Origin of the sequence: Fastidiosipila sp. (assembly GCA_012511175.1) — a bacterium.
GTDB lineage: Bacteria > Bacillota > Clostridia > Saccharofermentanales > DTU023 > UBA4923.
In genome coordinates this window covers 1-18097 of record JAAZGO010000001.1, presented here as the reverse complement: position 1 = coordinate 18097, position 18097 = coordinate 1, and the positions used below count along the sequence as shown (strand labels likewise).

Below are 18097 nucleotides of genomic sequence, written 5' to 3'. Positions count from 1 at the left end.
CTTCCCGCATGAAGGCCTCGGGGTCTTCCTGGTCTTCCAGATACCCGAAGCTTTTCAGGGTTCGTTGCTTGGGTGGCTTGCCCGGGGCGGGCCTATAGCCCTCGACGACCCGGATGTAGGTCTTGGCTGTCCCGTCCTTCATAATCCGTTTATCTTTTCTGATCATGGGTCCACCTCCTCTCGCATCCATTATAAAGCATAACCAAGCATAACACAATAGCCGGGCGTCATTTCCCTCATGGAATAACTCCCAAACCTGCGCATTAGGCGAGTTTGGGAGATAGTGGATGCCGTAAATGGATTGGGTGATTCAGCTCAAACTGTAAAAGTCAGGTTATAGCACAAGGGCCGGAATGGAAAGGCCCGGCAAGAGGGGGGCGGGGAGGGCAGGAAGGCGGGGCCGGATGGATCGTGATATAGTAAATCAGCAGCAGTAAAAAAGGAGGCAGGCCATGGGAAACCGCTTCAGGCCGATTCTGGACCGGGTCATGTCCAACCCCGAAAAAAAGAGGTGTGCAGTCGTCTGTGCCGATGAGAATACCCGTCAGGCTGTTCTGCAGGCAGAGGCGATGGGTCTGGTCGAAGCCTTCTTTTATGCGGCGGGTGATCCCGCTGTCCGGCAAGCCCGGACCCTGACCAGACCTACAGCGCGCGAGGCGGCCTTGGAGGCTGTTTCAGCCGTTCACGCCGGCGGGCACGACATGATCCTCAAGGGAAATATCGACACGGCAGTCCTGCTCAAGGAAGTCGTCAACAAGGAGCACGGGCTCCTCACCGGCCGCCTGATTTCCCACGTCGCCCTGCTTGATGTTCCCCGTTACCATAAACTTCTGCTTGTGACTGATGGCGGCATGGTCATGTATCCCGATCTGGATCAGCTTGTTGCCATCCTGGAAAACGCGGTCGGCGTCATGCACCGTCTGGGCGTTGCAAGGCCCAAGGTGGCCTGCCTGGCCGCGGTTGAAAAAGTTCACGACCGCATGCCGGAAACTGTCAGGGCGGCCGCCTTGAAAAAAATGAATCAGGAGGGCCGGATCCAGGACTGCCTGGTCGAGGGGCCCATTTCCTTTGATCTGGCCTTTGATCAGGAGGCGGCTGGAATCAAAGGCTACAGCAGTCCGGTTGCCGGCGATGCCGATATCCTGCTGGTGCCCGACTTCGTGGCAGGAAATTTGCTGGCCAAATCGCTCATTTATGGAGGCGGTGCCCGGTCCGCTGGTTTTCTGATGGGAGCCAGTACTCCTGTTATTCTCACCTCCCGGTCGTCATCGACAGAGGAAAAGGTTCTTTCCATTGCCTGTTCAGCTCTGGCTGCATCCAACGAGGCCTTCTGAAGGAGTCAAAAAATTCATGAAGATTCTGGTCATCAATCCCGGATCAACAACCACCAAGGTGGCCCTGTTCGAAGATCTTGAACTGCTCAAAGAGAAAAAAATCAACCACTCCGATAAGGAGCTGGCAGCGTACGGGTCGATCCGGGACCAGCTCCCCATGCGGGTCAGCCGGGTCCAGGAATTTCTCCAGGAAGAAGGTCTGGCCCCCAGCTCGCTGGATGTCATGGTAGCAAGAGGGGGCATGCTTCCGCCGGTAAGGCACGGCGCCTACATCATCGATGAAACCATGGTCAAGACATTGCTGGACTGTCCGGCCGAACAGCACGCATCCAACCTCGGTGCGGGGATAGCCTGGCAGCTGGCCAGGGAGAATCAGACTCCCGCTTTCATTTACGATTCTGTCTCGGTGGACGAGTTGACGCCCCTGGCCCGCCTGTCCGGTGTCAAGGGCTATGACAGGCGAAGTTTCAGCCATGTTCTCAATACCCGGGCTGTCGCGCGTGAAATTGCGGCCCGGGAGGGATTTAACCTGGAAGAGGTCAATGTCATCGTGGCTCATCTGGGGGGAGGGATCTCGCTGAATCTGCAATCGAAAGGGGCCCTGATCGATATCGTTTCAGCTGACGAAGGCCCTTATTCGACTGAGCGTGCCGGAGGTCTTTCTGTTTTCACATCGGTCCGGATCGTGAAGAAAGAAGGCGTGGACGCCCTCTATGGCTATGAGATCGGCAAGGGCGGCCTGCTCTCATACACAGGTTCCAATGACGCGGTAGCCATTGAGGACCGGGCCCTGGATGGCCATGAGTATTCGCGCCTGCTCTACGAGGGAATTGCCTACCAGACTGCCAAAGCCATCGGCGGTCTGGCTACGGTTGTTCAGGGTCAGGTCCGCGCCATTATCCTGACAGGCGGTATGGCCCGGTCGAAACTCATCACGGAGGCGGTCGAGGCAAGTGTCGGCTTTATTGCGCCTGTTTACGTGTATCCCGGGGAATTGGAGATGGGAGCGTTGGCCGCGGGCGGCCTGCGCGTCATGCGCGGTGAGGAGCAGGCACAGGTTTTCCAGCCCTGACGCCTATTCCTCGCCGCGGTCGGGGTGCTCCATCATCTCTTCCCAATATTCCTCGATCTTGCCCGCCTGTTTGGCCTTGACATGCTGTTCACGCTCCTGCCTTGCTTGCTCGGCCGCGGCGATGGCCTGATTCGGCGTGATCTCAAGGAGGGCGGGGTTGTCAAGAAGCGAGTCGAAGAGTTCCAGGCTTTTAATGAAGTAATAACCGTCGCAGATTCGTTCATCCAGGGTGATGTTGAGGTCAATGGTTTTTTTCCAGACGACTTCCTCGGTGCGGATATCGCGGTAGGGCTTCAGATAAATCCGCCCGATGGCACAGAAGACAGAGGTGGTTCCGAACTCATATAAATGGTGGAACATGGCGTCACCGCCGATGCTGCCCATGTGGGAAATAAAGATGGAGGAGTACAGGGGAATCAGCTCCATAAGCGACTTGGGCATCATGCCGTGAAAGTCAAGGGCGCGCGCCACCCAGATAATGAAGCGTTTGAGAAAGCGGGGCAGCTTGGTGACCATGCCGATGAAGCGGTCGTCTTCCTTGCCGGTCGTTCCTTTGATTTCGTCGATGCTTTCGGCCATTTTGTCCCTGACGGACAGGAGGGTGTCATCACCGTTGAAACGGACACGGGCCACCGATTCCAGGCCTTCATCGGTCATGGCCGTTTTGACCACATAAAGGATGTCAAAGGAGTTGTGCTGGTAGAGCCTGCGTCCCGCCACGAACCGGTTGAGGTTGGGCCTTCGCATGAAGGTATGCAGGCAGGCGGCCGAGATGATATTGAAAACAGTAATCCGCTCTCCCTCTTTTCTCTGTTGGCGGATGTATTGCTGGATATTTTCGACACAATAGGATTTGCTGTAATAAACGGCGGATTCATTGCGGCCCCGCATGATGTAGGGCATGATGTCGCCGATGGGATCGCGGGTATCCCTGATCAGGGTTCCGTCACTTCTGCGGTAGAACATGCGTCACACCACCTCTTTTCAGCTGTTCGGGCGTGAAAGGCGTCTCCTTGGCCCTGTTCCCATCTGGGCCCGAATTTCTGGTACATCATACCATACACAGATGAATGGACCGTGTACCGAAACTGTAATTTGCGTAGCATACACCAGGGCCCGCTCTATGGTATTTTAGGGGGGAATTGAAGATTGACGTCACTGTCGGTCTGTCTTACAAGGCGAACAAGCGGAGTCAAAAAAGAAGCAGATGAAGTACCTTATCGGCTGGAGAGCGTTTGCGCTACTCGTCCTTACTCTCATTTTCATGGCGACCGCAATTGCTGTCTTCTCTTGCCGGCGTTCCATGAGACCTCCCACCGACGGGCTGGACCTGACCAGATCCACCACCTCTTTGACTACTTCTTTCACAAGCACGACAAGTACAAGCACGAGCACCACAACCACGACGACGACAACGGAAACAACAACGACCCAGCCCGAAGTCATTTATCATTATTCGCACATGATTGTCTTTCTGGATATCCAGCGGGTGGTTTTCTTTCACACGCCCCCGGACGGCCCGCCTGTTGCGGAGGTTTCGCTTCGGATTTCCACTGGAAGGAAGAAGGGAACAACGCCGACAACGCCTAAGGATAAACCTTTTCTCCTTTCCGGCTATACGCCCAGGCAGCTGCTTTTTACCAAGGACGGCAATGTCTGGGTCAGGCATGCCACCCACGTCAGCGGCGATATTTTCTTCCACTCACAGCCCTACACCTACTACCAGGACGCCGATGGCAAGGCGGTGCCGCTTGACAAGAGCCGTTTCTATCTGGGTGATTACCGCAAACTGGGAATTTCGCCGACCTCCAACGGCTGCATCCGGCTCTCGATTCGTGACGCCATCTTTATTCAGGAGAACATCCACAAGGGCATGCCTGTCTACATTTTTGACAGCAGTGCGCGTTACGATATCCCCGAGGCCCCGGAAAATCCGGCTCCTTTCCTGGGCAATGGATGGGATCCGACCGATATGGATCCGGCAAACCCCTACCGGCAAAGGGAACAGAATAACATGGCCTGGAAGTACAAGCCTGTCGGAGGCCAGCCCTACACCCTGGTCGGGGACCTGATCGATCCGGCTGAGATTATCATCAACAAGGATGCCCTTCCCGCCGGAACCACCTACCGTTATCTCCACGTCCCCGATGTGTCGGTGCCTGTCCTGCGCACGGTTTTTGTCCTGGTTGTCTATCCGGACGGTTCCTACGAGGAGATCCGCACCCGGATTAGGGTGGTCGAGGAGATCCCGCCCGAGCCGACTGAACCGGATCCGCCCCCTGCCACGACGCCGCCGCCAACGGAGCCGGCTACGACAGACCCGCAAACATCACCCGCAACGACAACGACGGCAACGTCGACCACAACGGAAGCAGCGACAACAACCACGGAAGAAACGGCGACAACAACGACCACAGAAGAACCGACGACAGCACCGTGACACGAATGAAGCGGCGGCTCCGGTGACTGGCGGTCAGTCCTGGCGGCAACTATACAGGGGAGCCATTTCTCCAGACCATACAAGTCCTCCTCCTGACCCAGGGAGGAGAAACTTTATCGGGGGCTTTTCTTCTTTGAATCACTTTGACCGGATTTCCCTTGACGGGCGCTGAAATATCTGAAAATCTATGTGTATAATAGTTTAAAAAGAGATGTGACCGAGGAAGGATTTTGATTCTGTGAAGCAAATTCTCAACTACGTACCCGTCATTCTAGGCATCATTGTTGTTTCCGGAGCCATCCTGATGACAGGAGGCTTTGCCCCCGGCAATTCCTGGGGGGAGGAGGGAGATCTCTACGCCGATACACAGCCCGCGACGACACTTGTCACAACATCGTCCGCCCCGTCCCAAGTCCCGGTTTTAAATACGACTGATAAGGCGCCGTTGCGCCCGCTCAAGTCGTTCACGACGAGGACGTCGACCACAGACACTTCGACTACGACCACGACTTCGTCTTCATCAACGACTACGACGACTACTACGACGACGGAACCAACACCGGAAAGAATTCCCGCAGGCGGTTACTCATCGGTTCGCTTGTTTTTGGATATTCAAAGAATTGTCTTATATCGGATTGATTCGCATACTGGCCAGGAATATCCCGCTATCTCGCTTGTCTGTTCGTCGGGGGCAAAGTATCCTACACCGTCAACGGGCGAGTCGAGCTTCTTTAAGCTCACAGGGAGCAAAGCCGTCGTAACAAGATTCAGCAACCCTTCAAGATACGCGGGTTCCTGCTTAGTCCGCTACGCGGTTCAAGTGAGGGGAAGCACCTGGTTTCATTCAGTACCGTATTTGGATCCTACGGGAAGGGGAGAGATTGTCCTTAGGAAAAACACATGTGATATGAGCGGTTACAGGGCACTGGGACGCCGTGCATCTTCAGGCTGTGTCCGCATGTGCCTGAGTGACGCGAAATTTTTCTACAACGTAACATACAAGGGAATGCCCTGCAGAATCTTGTCAAGCAGTAAGGGATATGAGATTCCGAAATTGCGGACGTCGCTTCCGAGTGCTCCTTCTGGATCGAGGAACTGGGATCCGACCGATCCCGAATGGCCCGGCTATGTTGCACAGCCGACAGTGGAGGAGACGGCTCCGACCACAGTTCCAACGACAGAGGCGACCACGACGGTCTCAACGACTGAGGCCACCGTAACCGTTACCCAGGAGACCTCCGCACAGACGGCCTCCTCATCCAGTTCAGCCCCTCCAACGAGTTCATCCAGCGCTTCGAGTTCATCCAGCGCTTCGAGTTCATCAAGCACGTCGAGCTCGTCAAGCGCCTCATCTGAGGAAACCTCCGAGACGGCATCTCAGGACGGGAACGATTAGCATTTAGGGAAGGGCAAGCCCTTTGGACAAAAAGCCCGTGAAAAAGATGCACACGGCCGGTCGTATGTGATCGGCCGTGTTTACGTTGGGGAAAGAGCGTCTGTGCTATAATTCATTGGATCACCGCCCCTGGGCGGGTCGGCTTTTAAGGAGTAAACAGCAGATGCCCTTGGCTTTATCGGTTAGCTTGAATTGGATTGGTATGACACCCGTTGCGGCGGCCCTTCCCATCCTTAATTTCACAAGGCTGGATCTGACTCAGCTTCTGATCATGGTCTTTGTGATGACCTTGTCATTATCCTTCCATGAGTTTGCACACGCCTGGATGGCCAACCGGCTGGGTGACGACACGGCGGCTTTGGCGGGGCGCTTGACCCTCAATCCTTTGCGTCACCTGGACCCGATCGGATCGATCACTTTTTTGCTGGTCGGGATCGGCTGGGCCAAGCCGGTGCCCGTCAACCCCAACCGCTTCACCAAGGCCAAAAGTGTCAAGCGGGGCATGTTTCTGACCAGCCTTGCGGGCCCCATGTCCAATGTTTTCCTTGGGACCATCGCCTGGATCCTGTTTTGTACCGTTTACACGGTTATTCTGCTGACCAGCCGGAACGGTTCCATGACGGACACGCTGGTCACCCTTTTTTATTCCCTTTATTCCCTGAACATGCTCCTGGCCGTCTTCAATCTGCTGCCTGTGCCGCCCCTGGACGGCTACAAGGTCTTTGGAGTTGCCCTGCCCGACCGCTGGTATTATTCACTGATGCAGTACGAGCGCTACATCGGCATGGCTTTTTTGCTGATTGTCCTCTTTGGCCGCGGACTTTTGTGGCAGCTGCTCAATTACGTTCTGATACCCTTCAATTACCTGGTCCAGTACCCGGTTACCTGGCTGTTTCAGCAGCTGCAGGGGGCGCTCGGCCTGCCGCAGATGCCTATGTTTATCGGCTGAGAGGGAGTGGATATGACGGATCTGAATGAAAAGAAAAAACCGGTTGTTGTTTCGGGCGCCAGGCCCACGGGAGAAATCCACATTGGAAATTTTGCGGGGGCCGTGTCCAACTGGGTTGCCTTGCAGGATGATTACCGCTGCTTTTATTTCATTGCAGACTACCATGCCTTGACCACGCATTACCAGGACACAACGGAGCTCCGTGAATTGACGCTTGGCGTGGCGGCCGACTACATTGCCAGCGGGATTGATCCGGAAAAGACCACTCTCTTTTTGCAATCGTCCGTGCCGGAACATGCCGAGTTGTCGCTGCTTTTGTCCATGCTGACACCCGTCTCGTGGCTGGAGCGCAATCCTTCCTATAAGGAGTTGACACAGGAGCTGTCCAATCTGGAGATCAGGACTCTGGGCTTTTTGGGCTATCCCTGCCTGATGGCGGCAGATGTCCTGATCTATAAGGCGGATTACGTGCCGGTCGGTGAGGACCAGCTGCCCCACCTGGAGCTGTCCCGCGAAATCGCGAGGCGTTTCAACCACCTCTACGGCAAGCTCTTTCCCGAGCCGGGTGCACTTTTGACCAAGAGCCGGGTCCTGCCGGGAACGGATGGGCGCAAGATGTCGAAAAGTTATGACAATGTCATCGCCTTTGCCGATCCGCCGGAAGCGGTACGCAAAAAAGTCATGTCCATGGTGACTGACCCGGCGCGGATTCACAAGACTGACCCGGGACACCCGGAAATCTGTTCGGTCTATGCCATGCACAAGGAGTTCAATCCGGATGAGTGGGAGGAGATCGGCACGCTTTGCCGGGAGGGACGGATCGGCTGCGTTGACTGCAAAAAGCGGTGTGCCGCCAGGGTGGCTGCAGTTCATACGCCTATTCATGAAGAACGTACCCGCCTGCTGGCCGACAGAAAGGGACTGTTGAACATTCTGGATGATGGTTCCCAAAAGGCCCGCAGGATTGCCCGGCCCATACTGGCTGAAGCCCGCCAAGCCATGAAGATCGGTTTTACCGCCGCTGAATAGGCCGGGGAGCAAACAAGCGCCAATGGCCAGGGAAAACGATACCTTGAAGGTCAATATTCTCGAATACGACGGGCCGCTCGACCTGCTGAACCAGCTTGTTGAAAAGAACCGGATCCCGGTGGACCGGGTATCCATCGCCTCCATCGCCGACCAATACCTGGAAATTATTCGCGGGGCGCCTGTCTTTGACATGGAGCTGGCCAGCTCTTTCCTGCTCATGGCGGCCACCTTGATCCAACTCAAGTCAGCCCTGCTCTTACCGGAGCGGCGGCAGGAGGAGGGAGAGGCAAGTGACCCGGGTGACCTGCTCATTCTTCGCCTCATGCTCTACAGGCGATGCAGGCTGCTGGCCTCTTCGCTTCGTGCGCGGCATCTTGACCACGGCGGAATCTACGGCAGGGCACCGGCACCGCCCGAGCGTCTGGGACTGGTCCGCGAACGCGGAACGGTCCAGCTTGAACGCGGGCAGTTTGATCGCTCCGTGGAGGCACTTGCCCTCCGTAATACCAACCGTTTCGATGACAGCACGGAGCAGGTCGACCGGATTCTTGAACGGGAGCGCATCTCGCTGACAGAGCGGATGCTTTACATTGCCCGCCATATTTCAGGCCGGTCGCGGGTCTTTTTCTACGAATTGTTTCCTCCGGAACTCCCGGCACTCGAGAGGATTACCGGTTTTTTGGCCATGCTGGAACTGGTTTTCCAAAACAAGGCCAGGGTGACGCAGAAGTCGCTTTTCTCGCCCATCATGATCGAGCGGAAGGGCAGGTGACCTTATGGGTGAAGTTCAGGATCTGGCCAGACTGGAGGCGCTGCTCTTTGTGGCCGGCGACCCCCTTGCCGTCGAGGAGCTGGCCCGCCTGCTTGAAAAATCTGAAGAAGAAGTCAGGGGGCTTCTGGAGCAGCTGAAGCGCCGCTATCAGCGGGATCCACTGTCGGGACTTGTCCTCCGTGAGCTGGAGAATGCTGCAGCCCTGGCCACGGCGCCGGAGCACAAGGAGCTTGTTGAGGCTTTCTTTGGGAAAACCCGTGACCAGAAACTTACGGATGCTGCCTACGAAACCCTGGCGGTGATTGCCTACAACGCGCCGGCAACCCGGGCTGAAATTGAAACGGTACGCGGAGTCGACAGCGATTCGGTGGTTGCCCGCCTGATTGAGAGGGGACTGGTCCGCGAGGTCGGAGTTCTGGACGCCCCGGGCAGGCCTGCTCTGCTTGACGTGACAGAACAATTCCTGCTTGACTTCGGTCTTAAGTCGGCCAAAGAACTGCCCCCGGTTGATTTGCTCATGTATGAAACCGTGACCCGGATAACGGAAGGCGGGCCGGGGGATTCCGCGCGTCAGGCGGCTCCCAGGCCCCTGGTGATCGCCATCGACGGCCCCTCGGGCTCGGGCAAGAGTACGGTGGCCCGTCTCCTGTCCGAACATTTGGGAATCCTGACGCTTGATACTGGCGCTATGTACCGGGCTCTGGGATACAAGGCCCTGCGTTCGGGGATAAAGCCCTCCGACGCCGAGGCGGTCCGGGCCATGCTGACCTCGACAAGCATGGAAATCGACTTGTCGGACCGGGTCCAGAAAACCCTGGTCGATGGGGAGGACATGATGCCCTACATCCGGACACCGGAAGTGGCAAAAGCAGCTTCCGACATCAGTACCCTGCCTGTTTGCCGCGACTATTGCGTCCGTATCCAGCGTGAGCTTGGGAAAAGGCAGGCGCTCATTTTGGAGGGGCGGGACATCGGCACTTATGTATTTCCTGACGCACCGGTTAAGTTTTTCATAACTGCGTCAGCCGAGGCACGGGCGGAACGCCGCCTGAAAGACCTGGAAAAAGCGGGTGTCCAAACCAGCATGGAAGAGGTTCTGAAGGAAATGGAAAAGCGTGACCGCCAGGACGCGGAACGTGAGCTGGCACCCGCCAGGCGGGCTGAAGACGCCATCCTGATTGATTCCAGCAAGATGAGCGCCACTGAAGTGGTTGAGGCCATGATCGACCTTATCCGTCAAAAAGAGCGGGAGCAGCCCATGTGGAGGGCGGCTGCGGAGGATGGCGCCAAATGAGTCCGGAGGACAGGATGAAAGTTGAATTGGCGGGAGCCGACTGGTTTTCCGCCTGGATTCGGGCTGTCGTCCGTTTCCTGGTTGCCATCCTGCTCTGGCCCGTATTCCTGCCGAAGCGGGCGGGCCAACGGGTTGAACCTGAAGGGGAAGGCTGCATCCTGATCGCCAATCATCACCACATCCTGGACCCCATCTTTCTCACCTTTCTTTATCCTTCGAAACGGCTTAGCATTGTCGCCAAGCAGGAACTCTACCGCATGAAACTGATCGGACGGATTCTGAAAGCCTTCCGGGCCATCCCGCTCGACCGGTCGATCGCCGATATCCGGGCCTCTAAGCTGATCCTGTCACAGATCAGGGCGGGCAGGGTCGTAGGCATATTCCCCGAAGGGACGCGGATAAAAGCTGAGGAGGCCGGTACCGCGGAACTGCACGCTTCCATTTTTGTTTATGCCATCCGGCGGGGGATTCCCATCCTGCCGGTTTCCATCGAGCCCCGCTACCGCTTATTGGGTCGCCCCCGCTACACTTTTGGCTGGCCGGTCCGCTATGGCCTGCGGGGGACGGAATCCTTATCCAGGGAGGAGCAGGAAGGCATTGCCCGGGAAATGATGCGGCGGATCTACGCTGCTGCGGGTCTTCCCTACCAATGCCGGGGAATTGAAGGATATGGCGCTCTTTTCGAACAAAAACTGATAGAAGAGCCCGTTGAAACAATCCGCCCGGTAGGCCGAAAGAAGAGAGAAGTTGGAGATTGAAGTCGCAAAATCCGCTGGTTTTTGTCCAGGTGTGCGCCGGGCTGTCGATCTGGCCTGTCAGGCTTTGGCGGATGACAGCGATTCACTCTGGCTTTATGGGGCTCTGGTCCACAATGAGCAGGTGATTGAAGATCTGGAAGCGCGGGGAGCCCGCCTGGCTGAAAGCATTGAAGAGATACCCGACGGGGCCAGGGTGTTGATCCGCGCCCATGGCGTTGCACCTGAGGTCGAAGCGACATTGAGGGACAAGGGCTGCACAGTGCTGGACGGAACCTGTCCCTTCGTGAAAAAGATCCAGACCATTGTGGCCGGGGCTTCCAGGGAGGGGAAAGGCATCATCATCGCAGGGGCGGGCGGCCACCCGGAGGTGATGGGGGTGGTTGGCTATGCGGCGGGCGCTGATCTAATTTTGATCGAAACGCCGGACCAGGCAGAGGCCTGTGATTTTGAGGAAAAAGAGTGGATTCTTGTCTCCCAGACCACCTTCTCGAATGAGCGATGGAAGCAGATTCGGCGTCTCCTCGAGGTCAAAATTGCCAAACTGAAGATTTTTGATACAATATGTAGTACGACTGTCCGCAGGCAGACGGATGCTGCGGCGCTTGCGGCTTCCTCCGATCTGGTTTTTGTGCTCGGAAGTGAAACGAGTTCGAACACCCGCAAACTGGTTGACTTATGCAGGGGGGAAGGCGTCGAAGTACATTTGATACAAAGGCCGGACCAGGTCGGGGAAATTTTGGCACCTCTCCCGGCCGGTTCAAGGAGGATCGGTCTGACGACCGGTGCCTCAACACCAGACGTGATGATCAGGGAGGTTATCAACAGAATGACAACAAATGAAGGCATGGCGAAGCCGGAGGAGAATGCTGACGTCAGTTTCGAGGATTACGTTGACAGCATACCGGAGCTTCAACCGAAAAGTATTGTCCGCGGAAGAATCGTCCGCTACGACGAAGAGTTCGTCTACGTTGACGTAAAGGACAAGTCGGAAGGCAAGGTTCCGATCCGCGAGCTGGAGAAAAACCCTGACTATGATCTGGATGAAGCCGTTAAAAACCACCAGGAAGTTGATGTTTACATCCGAAGCATTCGCAGCTCAGATACCGGCAAGGAAATTATGCTTTCCACCGGCTACGTCGAGACACTGAAACACAGGGAATTTATCGAGAAGGCGTTTGAAGAAAAAACACCCATTCCCGTTAAAGTCGTCAATGTCGTGCGCGACGGCGTCATTGCGTCCTACCGCAGCATTGACATCTACATTCACCGTACCCAGCTCGAGCTGACCATGGTCGACGATTTGGAACCTTACCGGGACCAGGAGTTCGATATCCTGATTACCCAATTTGATCCGGACCGCCGCCGCATGCGGGTGTCGGGATCTCGAAGGGTCCTCCTGCAGCATGAACGCCGGGCGAGTGAGCGTGAAATCTGGGATACCATCGAGGCAGGCAATGAGTACACCGGCCTTGTCCGCAATCTGACCAACTTCGGCGCCTTTGTCGATATCGGAGGGGTTGACGGTCTGGTCCACATCAGTGAATTGTCCTGGCAGCGGATCCGGCATCCATCCGAAGTCCTCTCGGTCGGTGACAAGATCCAGGTTTTTGTCAAGGATTATGACCGCGCGAAAAAACGGATCTCACTCGGTTACCGCCGCGATGAGGACGACCCCTACCGCGACATTGAGGCCCGGTTCCCCGTCGGCGCCATTGTGCGGGGCGTGGTGGTCAGGATGTTCCCATTCGGCGCTTTCATCAACATCGCGCCGGAAGTTGATGCCCTCTGCCATATCTCGCAGATCTCCAACTACCATTTGAACAAGCCAAGTGATGTGCTGGTCGAGGGAATGGAGGTGGATGCCCGGGTGGTGGAGGTGTCAGACGAGGCCCGCCGTATCAGCGTCAGTATCCGCGAGGTTGAGCCCATTAATCCCGAGCCCGATTCCGAGATTGTTCTTCAGCAGCAAGAACAGCAGCAAAGAAGGCAGCAGGCACCGCGCCGCAAAGGCGGAAGACGCCGGGAAGACCGCGATGAGCTGCCGACCGGATACACCGATGACCAGGCAGCACGGACTACCATTTCAGATATGGCAGCCATTACCACAGTGACCAAGGAAGGTTCCGATCTTCTCGACAGCATGGCCGCCAAACAGGAAGAAGAAAAGGCGGAAGAAATCCAGAAAGAAGCCGAAACTGGCCAGGTGAAAGAGGAGGCTCTTGCTGAGGAGGCTGCCCCGGTGGCCGTGGGAGAAACGACTGAAGAAGCGGTGGAAAAGGAAGCTGAAGAGGTCGAGGAAGACAAGAAGCCTGCAGCAAAGAAAGCTGCCAAGACGAAGAAAACGGCTGAAAAAGCGGCAGAAGAGATGCTCCCAGCCGAAGAGTCTGCCGAAGAACCGGCGGAGGCGAAAGCGCTTTCAGAACCGGTTCAGGCCGACATGGTTGAAGTGGAAGAAAAGGCGGAAGAGCCGGAGGCCCCGGCAGCTGAAGAAGCTGCTGAGGAAAAGGCTGAAGAAAAAATCGAGGAGCCGCAAGCCCCTGCAGAAGCGGCAGAAGAGCTTCCCCCGCTGGAGGAAGGCGAGTAGCTTTTCGATCCCGAGACCAGACCAGGGGACGCCGGGATATCTGACGTCCCCTTTTTTAGACTCCTTTTATTTGAGTCAGAGGACCGGACATGATTACGATAAGAGGACAGTATAACGAGGCAAAGGTTTTCGCCAAAGAAGTGGAGGAAACCGCATATGCCCAGATCAGGCTTCTTTGTGACCAGCCCTTCACCAAGGGGAGCAAAATCCGTGTCATGCCGGATGTCCATGCAGGTGCGGGGAGCACCATCGGGACAACCATGACCATTACCGGCCAGGTTGTGCCCAACATGGTCGGCGTTGACATCGGCTGCGGCATGGAGACCATCCGGCTGAAAGAAGACTCGATCGATTTCAAAGCCTTTGACCGCCTGATCCGGTCAAAGATACCATCGGGCCCTGCCATCCGTAAAAGACCGCACCGCTACCTGGACAGGATTAACCTGCAGGATCTCCGCTGCCGTGAAGGCGGCAAAAATGACCGCCAACTCCGCATGGACCGGGCAGAACTCTCGCTGGGCACCCTGGGCGGGGGCAATCATTTCATTGAGATTAACCGCGATGAGAAGAACCGGCTCTACCTGGTCGTCCACTCAGGTTCTCGCAATCTGGGCCTCCAGGTCGCTCTTTACTACCAGAAGATGGCCTCCAGGCTCAAACCCCACCTGCCGCGCGATCTGGCCTATCTGGAAGGCGGGCCTTTCGAGGATTACCTGCACGACATGAAGCTGATCCAAAGATTTGCCGAACTGAACCGCAAGGCCATGGTCGATGAAATGGTTCAGGGTTTTGACCTCGAATATGATATGGATCTGACCACCATCCACAACTACATCGACCTGGACTCCATGATTCTGCGAAAAGGGGCCATCTCGGCAAGAAAAGGTGAACTTGTGCTGATCCCCATGAATATGCGCGACGGATCCCTGCTTTGCGAAGGTCTGGGAAACCCTGACTGGAATCAATCGGCACCCCACGGGGCAGGCCGGATCATGTCAAGGACCGAAGCGAGAAAAATTTTGTCCCTTCGTACTCTCCACCAGCTGATGGAAGGTATCTATACAAGTTCCATCAGCCACGACACCCTGGACGAGAGTCCAGAGGCCTACAAGCCCATGGGCGAACTTCTCGATCAGATCAAGGATACGGTCAGGGTTCATCACCATCTGAAGCCGGTTTACAATTTCAAGGCCAGAGAGTGAACATTAGTAGAAGGTGTCTGATTCTGATAGGATTAGAAAGAGCGACAAAGCGAACCGGAGGTGGTTTGAATGCTTCGATGGACATCGATTCCCAAGGACTGGATTAAAAAAGACCGCTTTTACGCCGTGATCGAAATACCGCGCGGCAGCAAGCAGAAATATGAGTACGACGACCGGATCGGCATGCTCCGTCTCGACCGCATTCTCTATACATCAACCCATTACCCTGCCAATTACGGCTTTATCCCCAGGACTCTGTCGGAAGACGGTGATGCCCTCGACGTCCTTGTCCTGTCAACGGAGAGTCTGGCGCCTCTCTGCCTGGTTGAGTGTTATCCGATCGGTGCTTTTTCCATGATTGATGACAACAAAGAGGATGAGAAGATTATCGCCATCCCCTTCGAAGACCCGCAGATGAGGAGCTGGACGGAACTGGAGGACCTGCCCGAGCATATGCTGACTGAGATGCAGCACTTTTTCAGCGTCTATAAAGAACTGGAGGGCAAGGGGACGGCCATGACCAAGATTCATTCAGCCGAGTCGGCCCAGAAGGTGATTGCCAAGGCTTTGGACAAGTTTGACCGCTGGCTGAAGCGCGAATAAAACAAGAGGCAGGATCCTGTTTTATCCTTGATTCTTAAGATTCTTAAAGACCGAGGGCATAGATCACCAGTTTGATAAGCGATGGCATGAGCTGAAGGATGGTGTCGATGACCGTTTTCAATGTCCCGCTTTCATCCTTCTGATTGCGGATGAAATCCACGCCTTTCCGTGTCAGGCTGACACGGTAGGGAATCTCTTTTGCCGGATAGTGACCCGGCGGGCTTACCAGCCCAAGATCCGCCAGATATTCGAAAGCTCCCGCCAGTTGTTCGGGCTTAATTTCCATCTTTGCGTAATCGATCCGGAAAGCGGGTGCGTTCTTTAGCTGGATGACCAGCCACAGTACTTTTTCGATCACCTGCCTGCTCAAGGGTTTTCTGGTATCGACCGGGATCAGGTAGCGGTTGCTGCTGTCTTTGAAAGCTCCGGCTACCAAACCGTCGCGGCAATATCTGGATGCTGTTCTCTGGCTCACACCCCAGACGCCGGCCATGACTTTTGTGGTAGCGTAGCCCTTGCCATCAATTTCGATGCTGTCTCTTCTCATCGACATGCTCCAGTTCAGGGCGGCTGCCGGGCGGTTTTCTCCGGTTGGATTTTATTCCGCCAGACGTTTCAGCACCTCCCGGTAGAGGGCGGCGCCGGCCAGGAGCTTGTCAACCGAGCCCCATTCGTTCGCCTTGTGGGCAATGTCCGGGTCGCCCGGGAAGACGGGGCCGAAGCCGACAATGTTGGGCAGGGCCCGGGCATAGGTGCCTCCGCCGATGGCCAGCGGTTGGGCATCGGTTCCGGTCAGTTCCCGGTAGGCGTCCATCATGGTCGAAATCAGATGGGAATCCTTGGGGTAGATAAGCGGTTCCATGATGCCGGGCCAGGTGACCTTGACACCGTAGGGAGCGGCTGCCTGTTCCAGTTTGCGCTGGGCTTCCTCGACATCCATTGTGACGGGGTAGCGGATATTGATGGTCAAAAGCGCCTGGTCAGCGTCGATTGACAGGAGGCCGGCGTTGACGGTGGTGATGCCCGTCTCATCTTCATAAGCAAGTCCCAGTTTGCTCCCGTCAAGCTCCCAGCCGATCAAGTCGTTATAGAAGGTGACGAACCGGTCTTCTTTGCCGGATTCTTCCAGTTTACCGGCGACGGCCTCCATGGCGGCCGAGATGGCGTTCTTGCCCTGTTCGGGGGTGCTGGCGTGGGCAATGACCCCTTCATAGGTTTCAGGGGAACCCTCCTCAAGCTCGACTGTGCAAAGCCCCGGCACCATATTGACGGCTTCACCGGCGGAGGCCTGCAAAATAGCATCATTTTGATCACGCGGCAGCTGGAATACAATGACCGCGTTGCCTTTCTCCGCGTAGATAACAGGGAAGACAGCATCGGCTGTGAAACCGGCTGCGGGCGTTTCTTCCACTTCACGGTACCGGGCCATACAGGCGCTCCCTTTTTCTTCATTCAGGCCGACGATCAGGCGGATCCTTTTGTTTGGCTTCCAGGAAGGGTCTTCAAGCAGGGATTTCATGGCATAGAGCGCCGAAAGCGCAGGACCTTTGTCGTCCATGACTCCGCGACCGGTAACCTTGTCCCCCTCGATGGCCAGTTCAAAGGGGTCGGAATCCCAGCCGCTTCCCGCGGGAACCACATCGAGGTGGCAGACAGCGGCAACCATTTGATCACCCTCTCCCATTTCGGCGTATCCTGCTACGTTTTCAACATTGACCGTTCGGAAACCCATGCGGTCCGCAATAGCCAGGAAGGAATCCAGGGCACGCCGGGTTTCACGTCCGTAGGGCGCATCTTCTTCAGGGTTTCCATCCACGCTGGGGATGGAAATAAGACGGGCCAGGTCCTCGAGGAAAGCTTTGCGTTCCGGGGCAAATGCGCCAGCCAAGGATTTAATTGTTTGGGGATCCACAATCTCTTTCATTTCTTCCTCTGATAACACAATGAGTTCCTCCTCTTCCGGTTGTGTGCCCGCGGCGGTAAAATCCACGCCCTCCTTGTCGACGCATTCCGGGTGAATGTGACAATACAGACCAACATAGAGGGCCGTTTGCTCTGTCGGCAGGCCGCAAACTACACAGTTGTCGGGAGCCAGGTCCAGTTCTTTCAATTTATCTGTGAAAACCATAAGGAAACGGCGGATAGCGGAAGCCGTTCCCGAAAAAACCGTATCCTTGGCACGGATGGCAATGAAATTGTCCGTCATCTCATAGTCGATCAGCTTAAGGGCGAAACGACTCTTTTCGATCCAGCCGGTCAGTTCAATCAGGTCTTCGGGCGCGATGCCGGCGAGCGGGAAAAAGAAAGAGCTGAGAATATCCTGAGTTCTGGCGGTCACGGGGTAACCCTGGATTTCACCGAAGGTGAACTCACCGTCTTTGTAGACATACCAGTTTTCGGCCGCCGCGAACTTCAATAGCGAATTTGAGATCATAAAGACTCCCTCCCATGCTGTCGCTCTGTTAAGGATTACTATAACACGATCGATGCGGTTGCCTGATAAATAGGGCGGGCGAACAACGATAGGTATGTCCAGCTTACTGTTATGTAGTGACCCTTTGTCAAGAGACGTTATTGTTTGGTTGCTTAATCCGATCTCTTCTTTCCGTGTCCTTTCTATCGAAGATATTTTCAAGGGTTTCGACTGTACTGTCCCGGCATTGG

The 18097-nt window shown here is 55.8% G+C and carries 16 protein-coding genes; 11 read left to right on the top strand and 5 right to left on the bottom strand.

Annotation, left to right across the window (positions count from 1 at the left end):
- Positions 1–166: hypothetical protein (locus GX839_00080; GenBank protein ID NLB03873.1), on the bottom strand; the 166-nt coding region annotated here is incomplete at its 3' end.
- Between the two features lie 286 nt (positions 167–452).
- On the opposite strand from GX839_00080, the gene GX839_00075 reads away from it, so the two are divergent.
- Entirely contained in the window at positions 453–1334 is an 882-nt protein-coding gene (locus GX839_00075) for a phosphate butyryltransferase (protein ID NLB03872.1), read from the top strand.
- A 16-nt stretch (positions 1335–1350) separates the two neighbouring features.
- Positions 1351–2406 (top strand): butyrate kinase, encoded by a 1056-nt coding sequence (buk, locus tag GX839_00070; GenBank protein NLB03871.1) that lies wholly within the window; start codon positions 1351–1353, stop codon positions 2404–2406.
- Between the two features lie 3 nt (positions 2407–2409).
- On the opposite strand, the gene GX839_00065 is transcribed toward buk, so the two are convergent.
- Positions 2410–3372 (bottom strand): hypothetical protein, encoded by a 963-nt coding sequence (locus tag GX839_00065; GenBank protein NLB03870.1) that lies wholly within the window; start codon positions 3370–3372, stop codon positions 2410–2412.
- A gap of 337 nt (positions 3373–3709) precedes the next feature.
- Here GX839_00065 and GX839_00060 point away from each other — a divergent pair, with 337 nt between their 5' ends.
- Positions 3710–4846, top strand: a complete 1137-nt coding sequence (locus GX839_00060) for a hypothetical protein (protein ID NLB03869.1) — start codon at positions 3710–3712, stop codon at positions 4844–4846.
- A 1125-nt stretch (positions 4847–5971) separates the two neighbouring features.
- Here the strand turns inward: GX839_00060 and GX839_00055 are convergent.
- Positions 5972–6175, bottom strand: coding sequence for a hypothetical protein (locus GX839_00055; GenBank protein NLB03868.1), 204 nt, complete (start codon positions 6173–6175; stop codon positions 5972–5974).
- A 230-nt stretch (positions 6176–6405) separates the two neighbouring features.
- On the opposite strand from GX839_00055, the gene GX839_00050 reads away from it, so the two are divergent.
- The 8 genes from GX839_00050 (at position 6406) to GX839_00015 (ending at position 15433) form a co-directional block, all read left to right on the top strand.
- On the top strand, positions 6406–7191 hold the full coding sequence (locus GX839_00050) for a site-2 protease family protein (GenBank protein NLB03867.1): 786 nt from the start codon (positions 6406–6408) through the stop codon (positions 7189–7191).
- A gap of 12 nt (positions 7192–7203) precedes the next feature.
- Positions 7204–8220 carry a tryptophan--tRNA ligase gene (trpS, locus tag GX839_00045; protein ID NLB03866.1) on the top strand — a complete coding sequence of 339 codons (1017 nt, stop codon included), beginning with the start codon at positions 7204–7206 and terminating at the stop codon, positions 8218–8220.
- Positions 8221–8242: 22 nt separating this feature from the next.
- Positions 8243–8992, top strand: a complete 750-nt coding sequence (locus tag GX839_00040; protein ID NLB03865.1) for a segregation/condensation protein A — start codon at positions 8243–8245, stop codon at positions 8990–8992.
- Between the two features lie 4 nt (positions 8993–8996).
- Positions 8997–10286: a (d)CMP kinase gene (locus GX839_00035; protein ID NLB03864.1), complete on the top strand. Its 1290-nt coding sequence runs from the start codon at positions 8997–8999 to the stop codon at positions 10284–10286.
- A 14-nt stretch (positions 10287–10300) separates the two neighbouring features.
- Positions 10301–11044 carry a 1-acyl-sn-glycerol-3-phosphate acyltransferase gene (locus tag GX839_00030; GenBank protein ID NLB03863.1) on the top strand — a complete coding sequence of 248 codons (744 nt, stop codon included), beginning with the start codon at positions 10301–10303 and terminating at the stop codon, positions 11042–11044.
- The gene (locus GX839_00025; protein ID NLB03862.1) at positions 11034–13628 is read left to right on the top strand and encodes a bifunctional 4-hydroxy-3-methylbut-2-enyl diphosphate reductase/30S ribosomal protein S1; all 2595 of its coding nucleotides are present in this window, start codon (positions 11034–11036) and stop codon (positions 13626–13628) included. Before GX839_00030 ends, GX839_00025 begins: the two co-directional genes overlap by 11 nt.
- 89 nt (positions 13629–13717) lie before the next feature.
- Positions 13718–14830, top strand: coding sequence for an RtcB family protein (locus tag GX839_00020; GenBank protein NLB03861.1), 1113 nt, complete (start codon positions 13718–13720; stop codon positions 14828–14830).
- A gap of 69 nt (positions 14831–14899) precedes the next feature.
- Positions 14900–15433 (top strand): inorganic diphosphatase, encoded by a 534-nt coding sequence (locus GX839_00015; GenBank protein ID NLB03860.1) that lies wholly within the window; start codon positions 14900–14902, stop codon positions 15431–15433.
- 43 nt (positions 15434–15476) lie between these two features.
- Here the strand turns inward: GX839_00015 and GX839_00010 are convergent, their stop codons facing one another.
- Together GX839_00010 and GX839_00005 are read right to left on the bottom strand one after the other, a co-directional pair.
- Positions 15477–15980 carry a hypothetical protein gene (locus GX839_00010; GenBank protein NLB03859.1) on the bottom strand — a complete coding sequence of 168 codons (504 nt, stop codon included), beginning with the start codon at positions 15978–15980 and terminating at the stop codon, positions 15477–15479.
- A 51-nt stretch (positions 15981–16031) separates the two neighbouring features.
- Positions 16032–17867 carry a M20 family metallopeptidase gene (locus GX839_00005; GenBank protein ID NLB03858.1) on the bottom strand — a complete coding sequence of 612 codons (1836 nt, stop codon included), beginning with the start codon at positions 17865–17867 and terminating at the stop codon, positions 16032–16034.
- Positions 17868–18097 lie beyond the last annotated feature (230 nt).

What these genes read in the sequence shown, in the direction of transcription:
- GX839_00040 (NLB03865.1), top strand. Translation starts at nt 8,243, where the DNA reads ATGGCCAGGGAAAACGATACCTTGAAGGTCAATATTCTCGAATACGAC.
- GX839_00075 (NLB03872.1), top strand. Translation starts at nt 453, where the DNA reads ATGGGAAACCGCTTCAGGCCGATTCTGGACCGGGTCATGTCCAACCCC.
- GX839_00005 (NLB03858.1), bottom strand. Translation starts at nt 17,867, where the DNA reads ATGATCTCAAATTCGCTATTGAAGTTCGCGGCGGCCGAAAACTGGTAT.
- buk (NLB03871.1), top strand. Translation starts at nt 1,351, where the DNA reads ATGAAGATTCTGGTCATCAATCCCGGATCAACAACCACCAAGGTGGCC.
- GX839_00060 (NLB03869.1), top strand. Translation starts at nt 3,710, where the DNA reads ATGAGACCTCCCACCGACGGGCTGGACCTGACCAGATCCACCACCTCT.
- GX839_00035 (NLB03864.1), top strand. Translation starts at nt 8,997, where the DNA reads ATGGGTGAAGTTCAGGATCTGGCCAGACTGGAGGCGCTGCTCTTTGTG.
- GX839_00015 (NLB03860.1), top strand. Translation starts at nt 14,900, where the DNA reads ATGCTTCGATGGACATCGATTCCCAAGGACTGGATTAAAAAAGACCGC.
- GX839_00020 (NLB03861.1), top strand. Translation starts at nt 13,718, where the DNA reads ATGATTACGATAAGAGGACAGTATAACGAGGCAAAGGTTTTCGCCAAA.
- GX839_00010 (NLB03859.1), bottom strand. Translation starts at nt 15,980, where the DNA reads ATGAGAAGAGACAGCATCGAAATTGATGGCAAGGGCTACGCTACCACA.
- GX839_00050 (NLB03867.1), top strand. Translation starts at nt 6,406, where the DNA reads ATGCCCTTGGCTTTATCGGTTAGCTTGAATTGGATTGGTATGACACCC.
- trpS (NLB03866.1), top strand. Translation starts at nt 7,204, where the DNA reads ATGACGGATCTGAATGAAAAGAAAAAACCGGTTGTTGTTTCGGGCGCC.
- GX839_00065 (NLB03870.1), bottom strand. Translation starts at nt 3,372, where the DNA reads ATGTTCTACCGCAGAAGTGACGGAACCCTGATCAGGGATACCCGCGAT.
- GX839_00030 (NLB03863.1), top strand. Translation starts at nt 10,301, where the DNA reads ATGAAAGTTGAATTGGCGGGAGCCGACTGGTTTTCCGCCTGGATTCGG.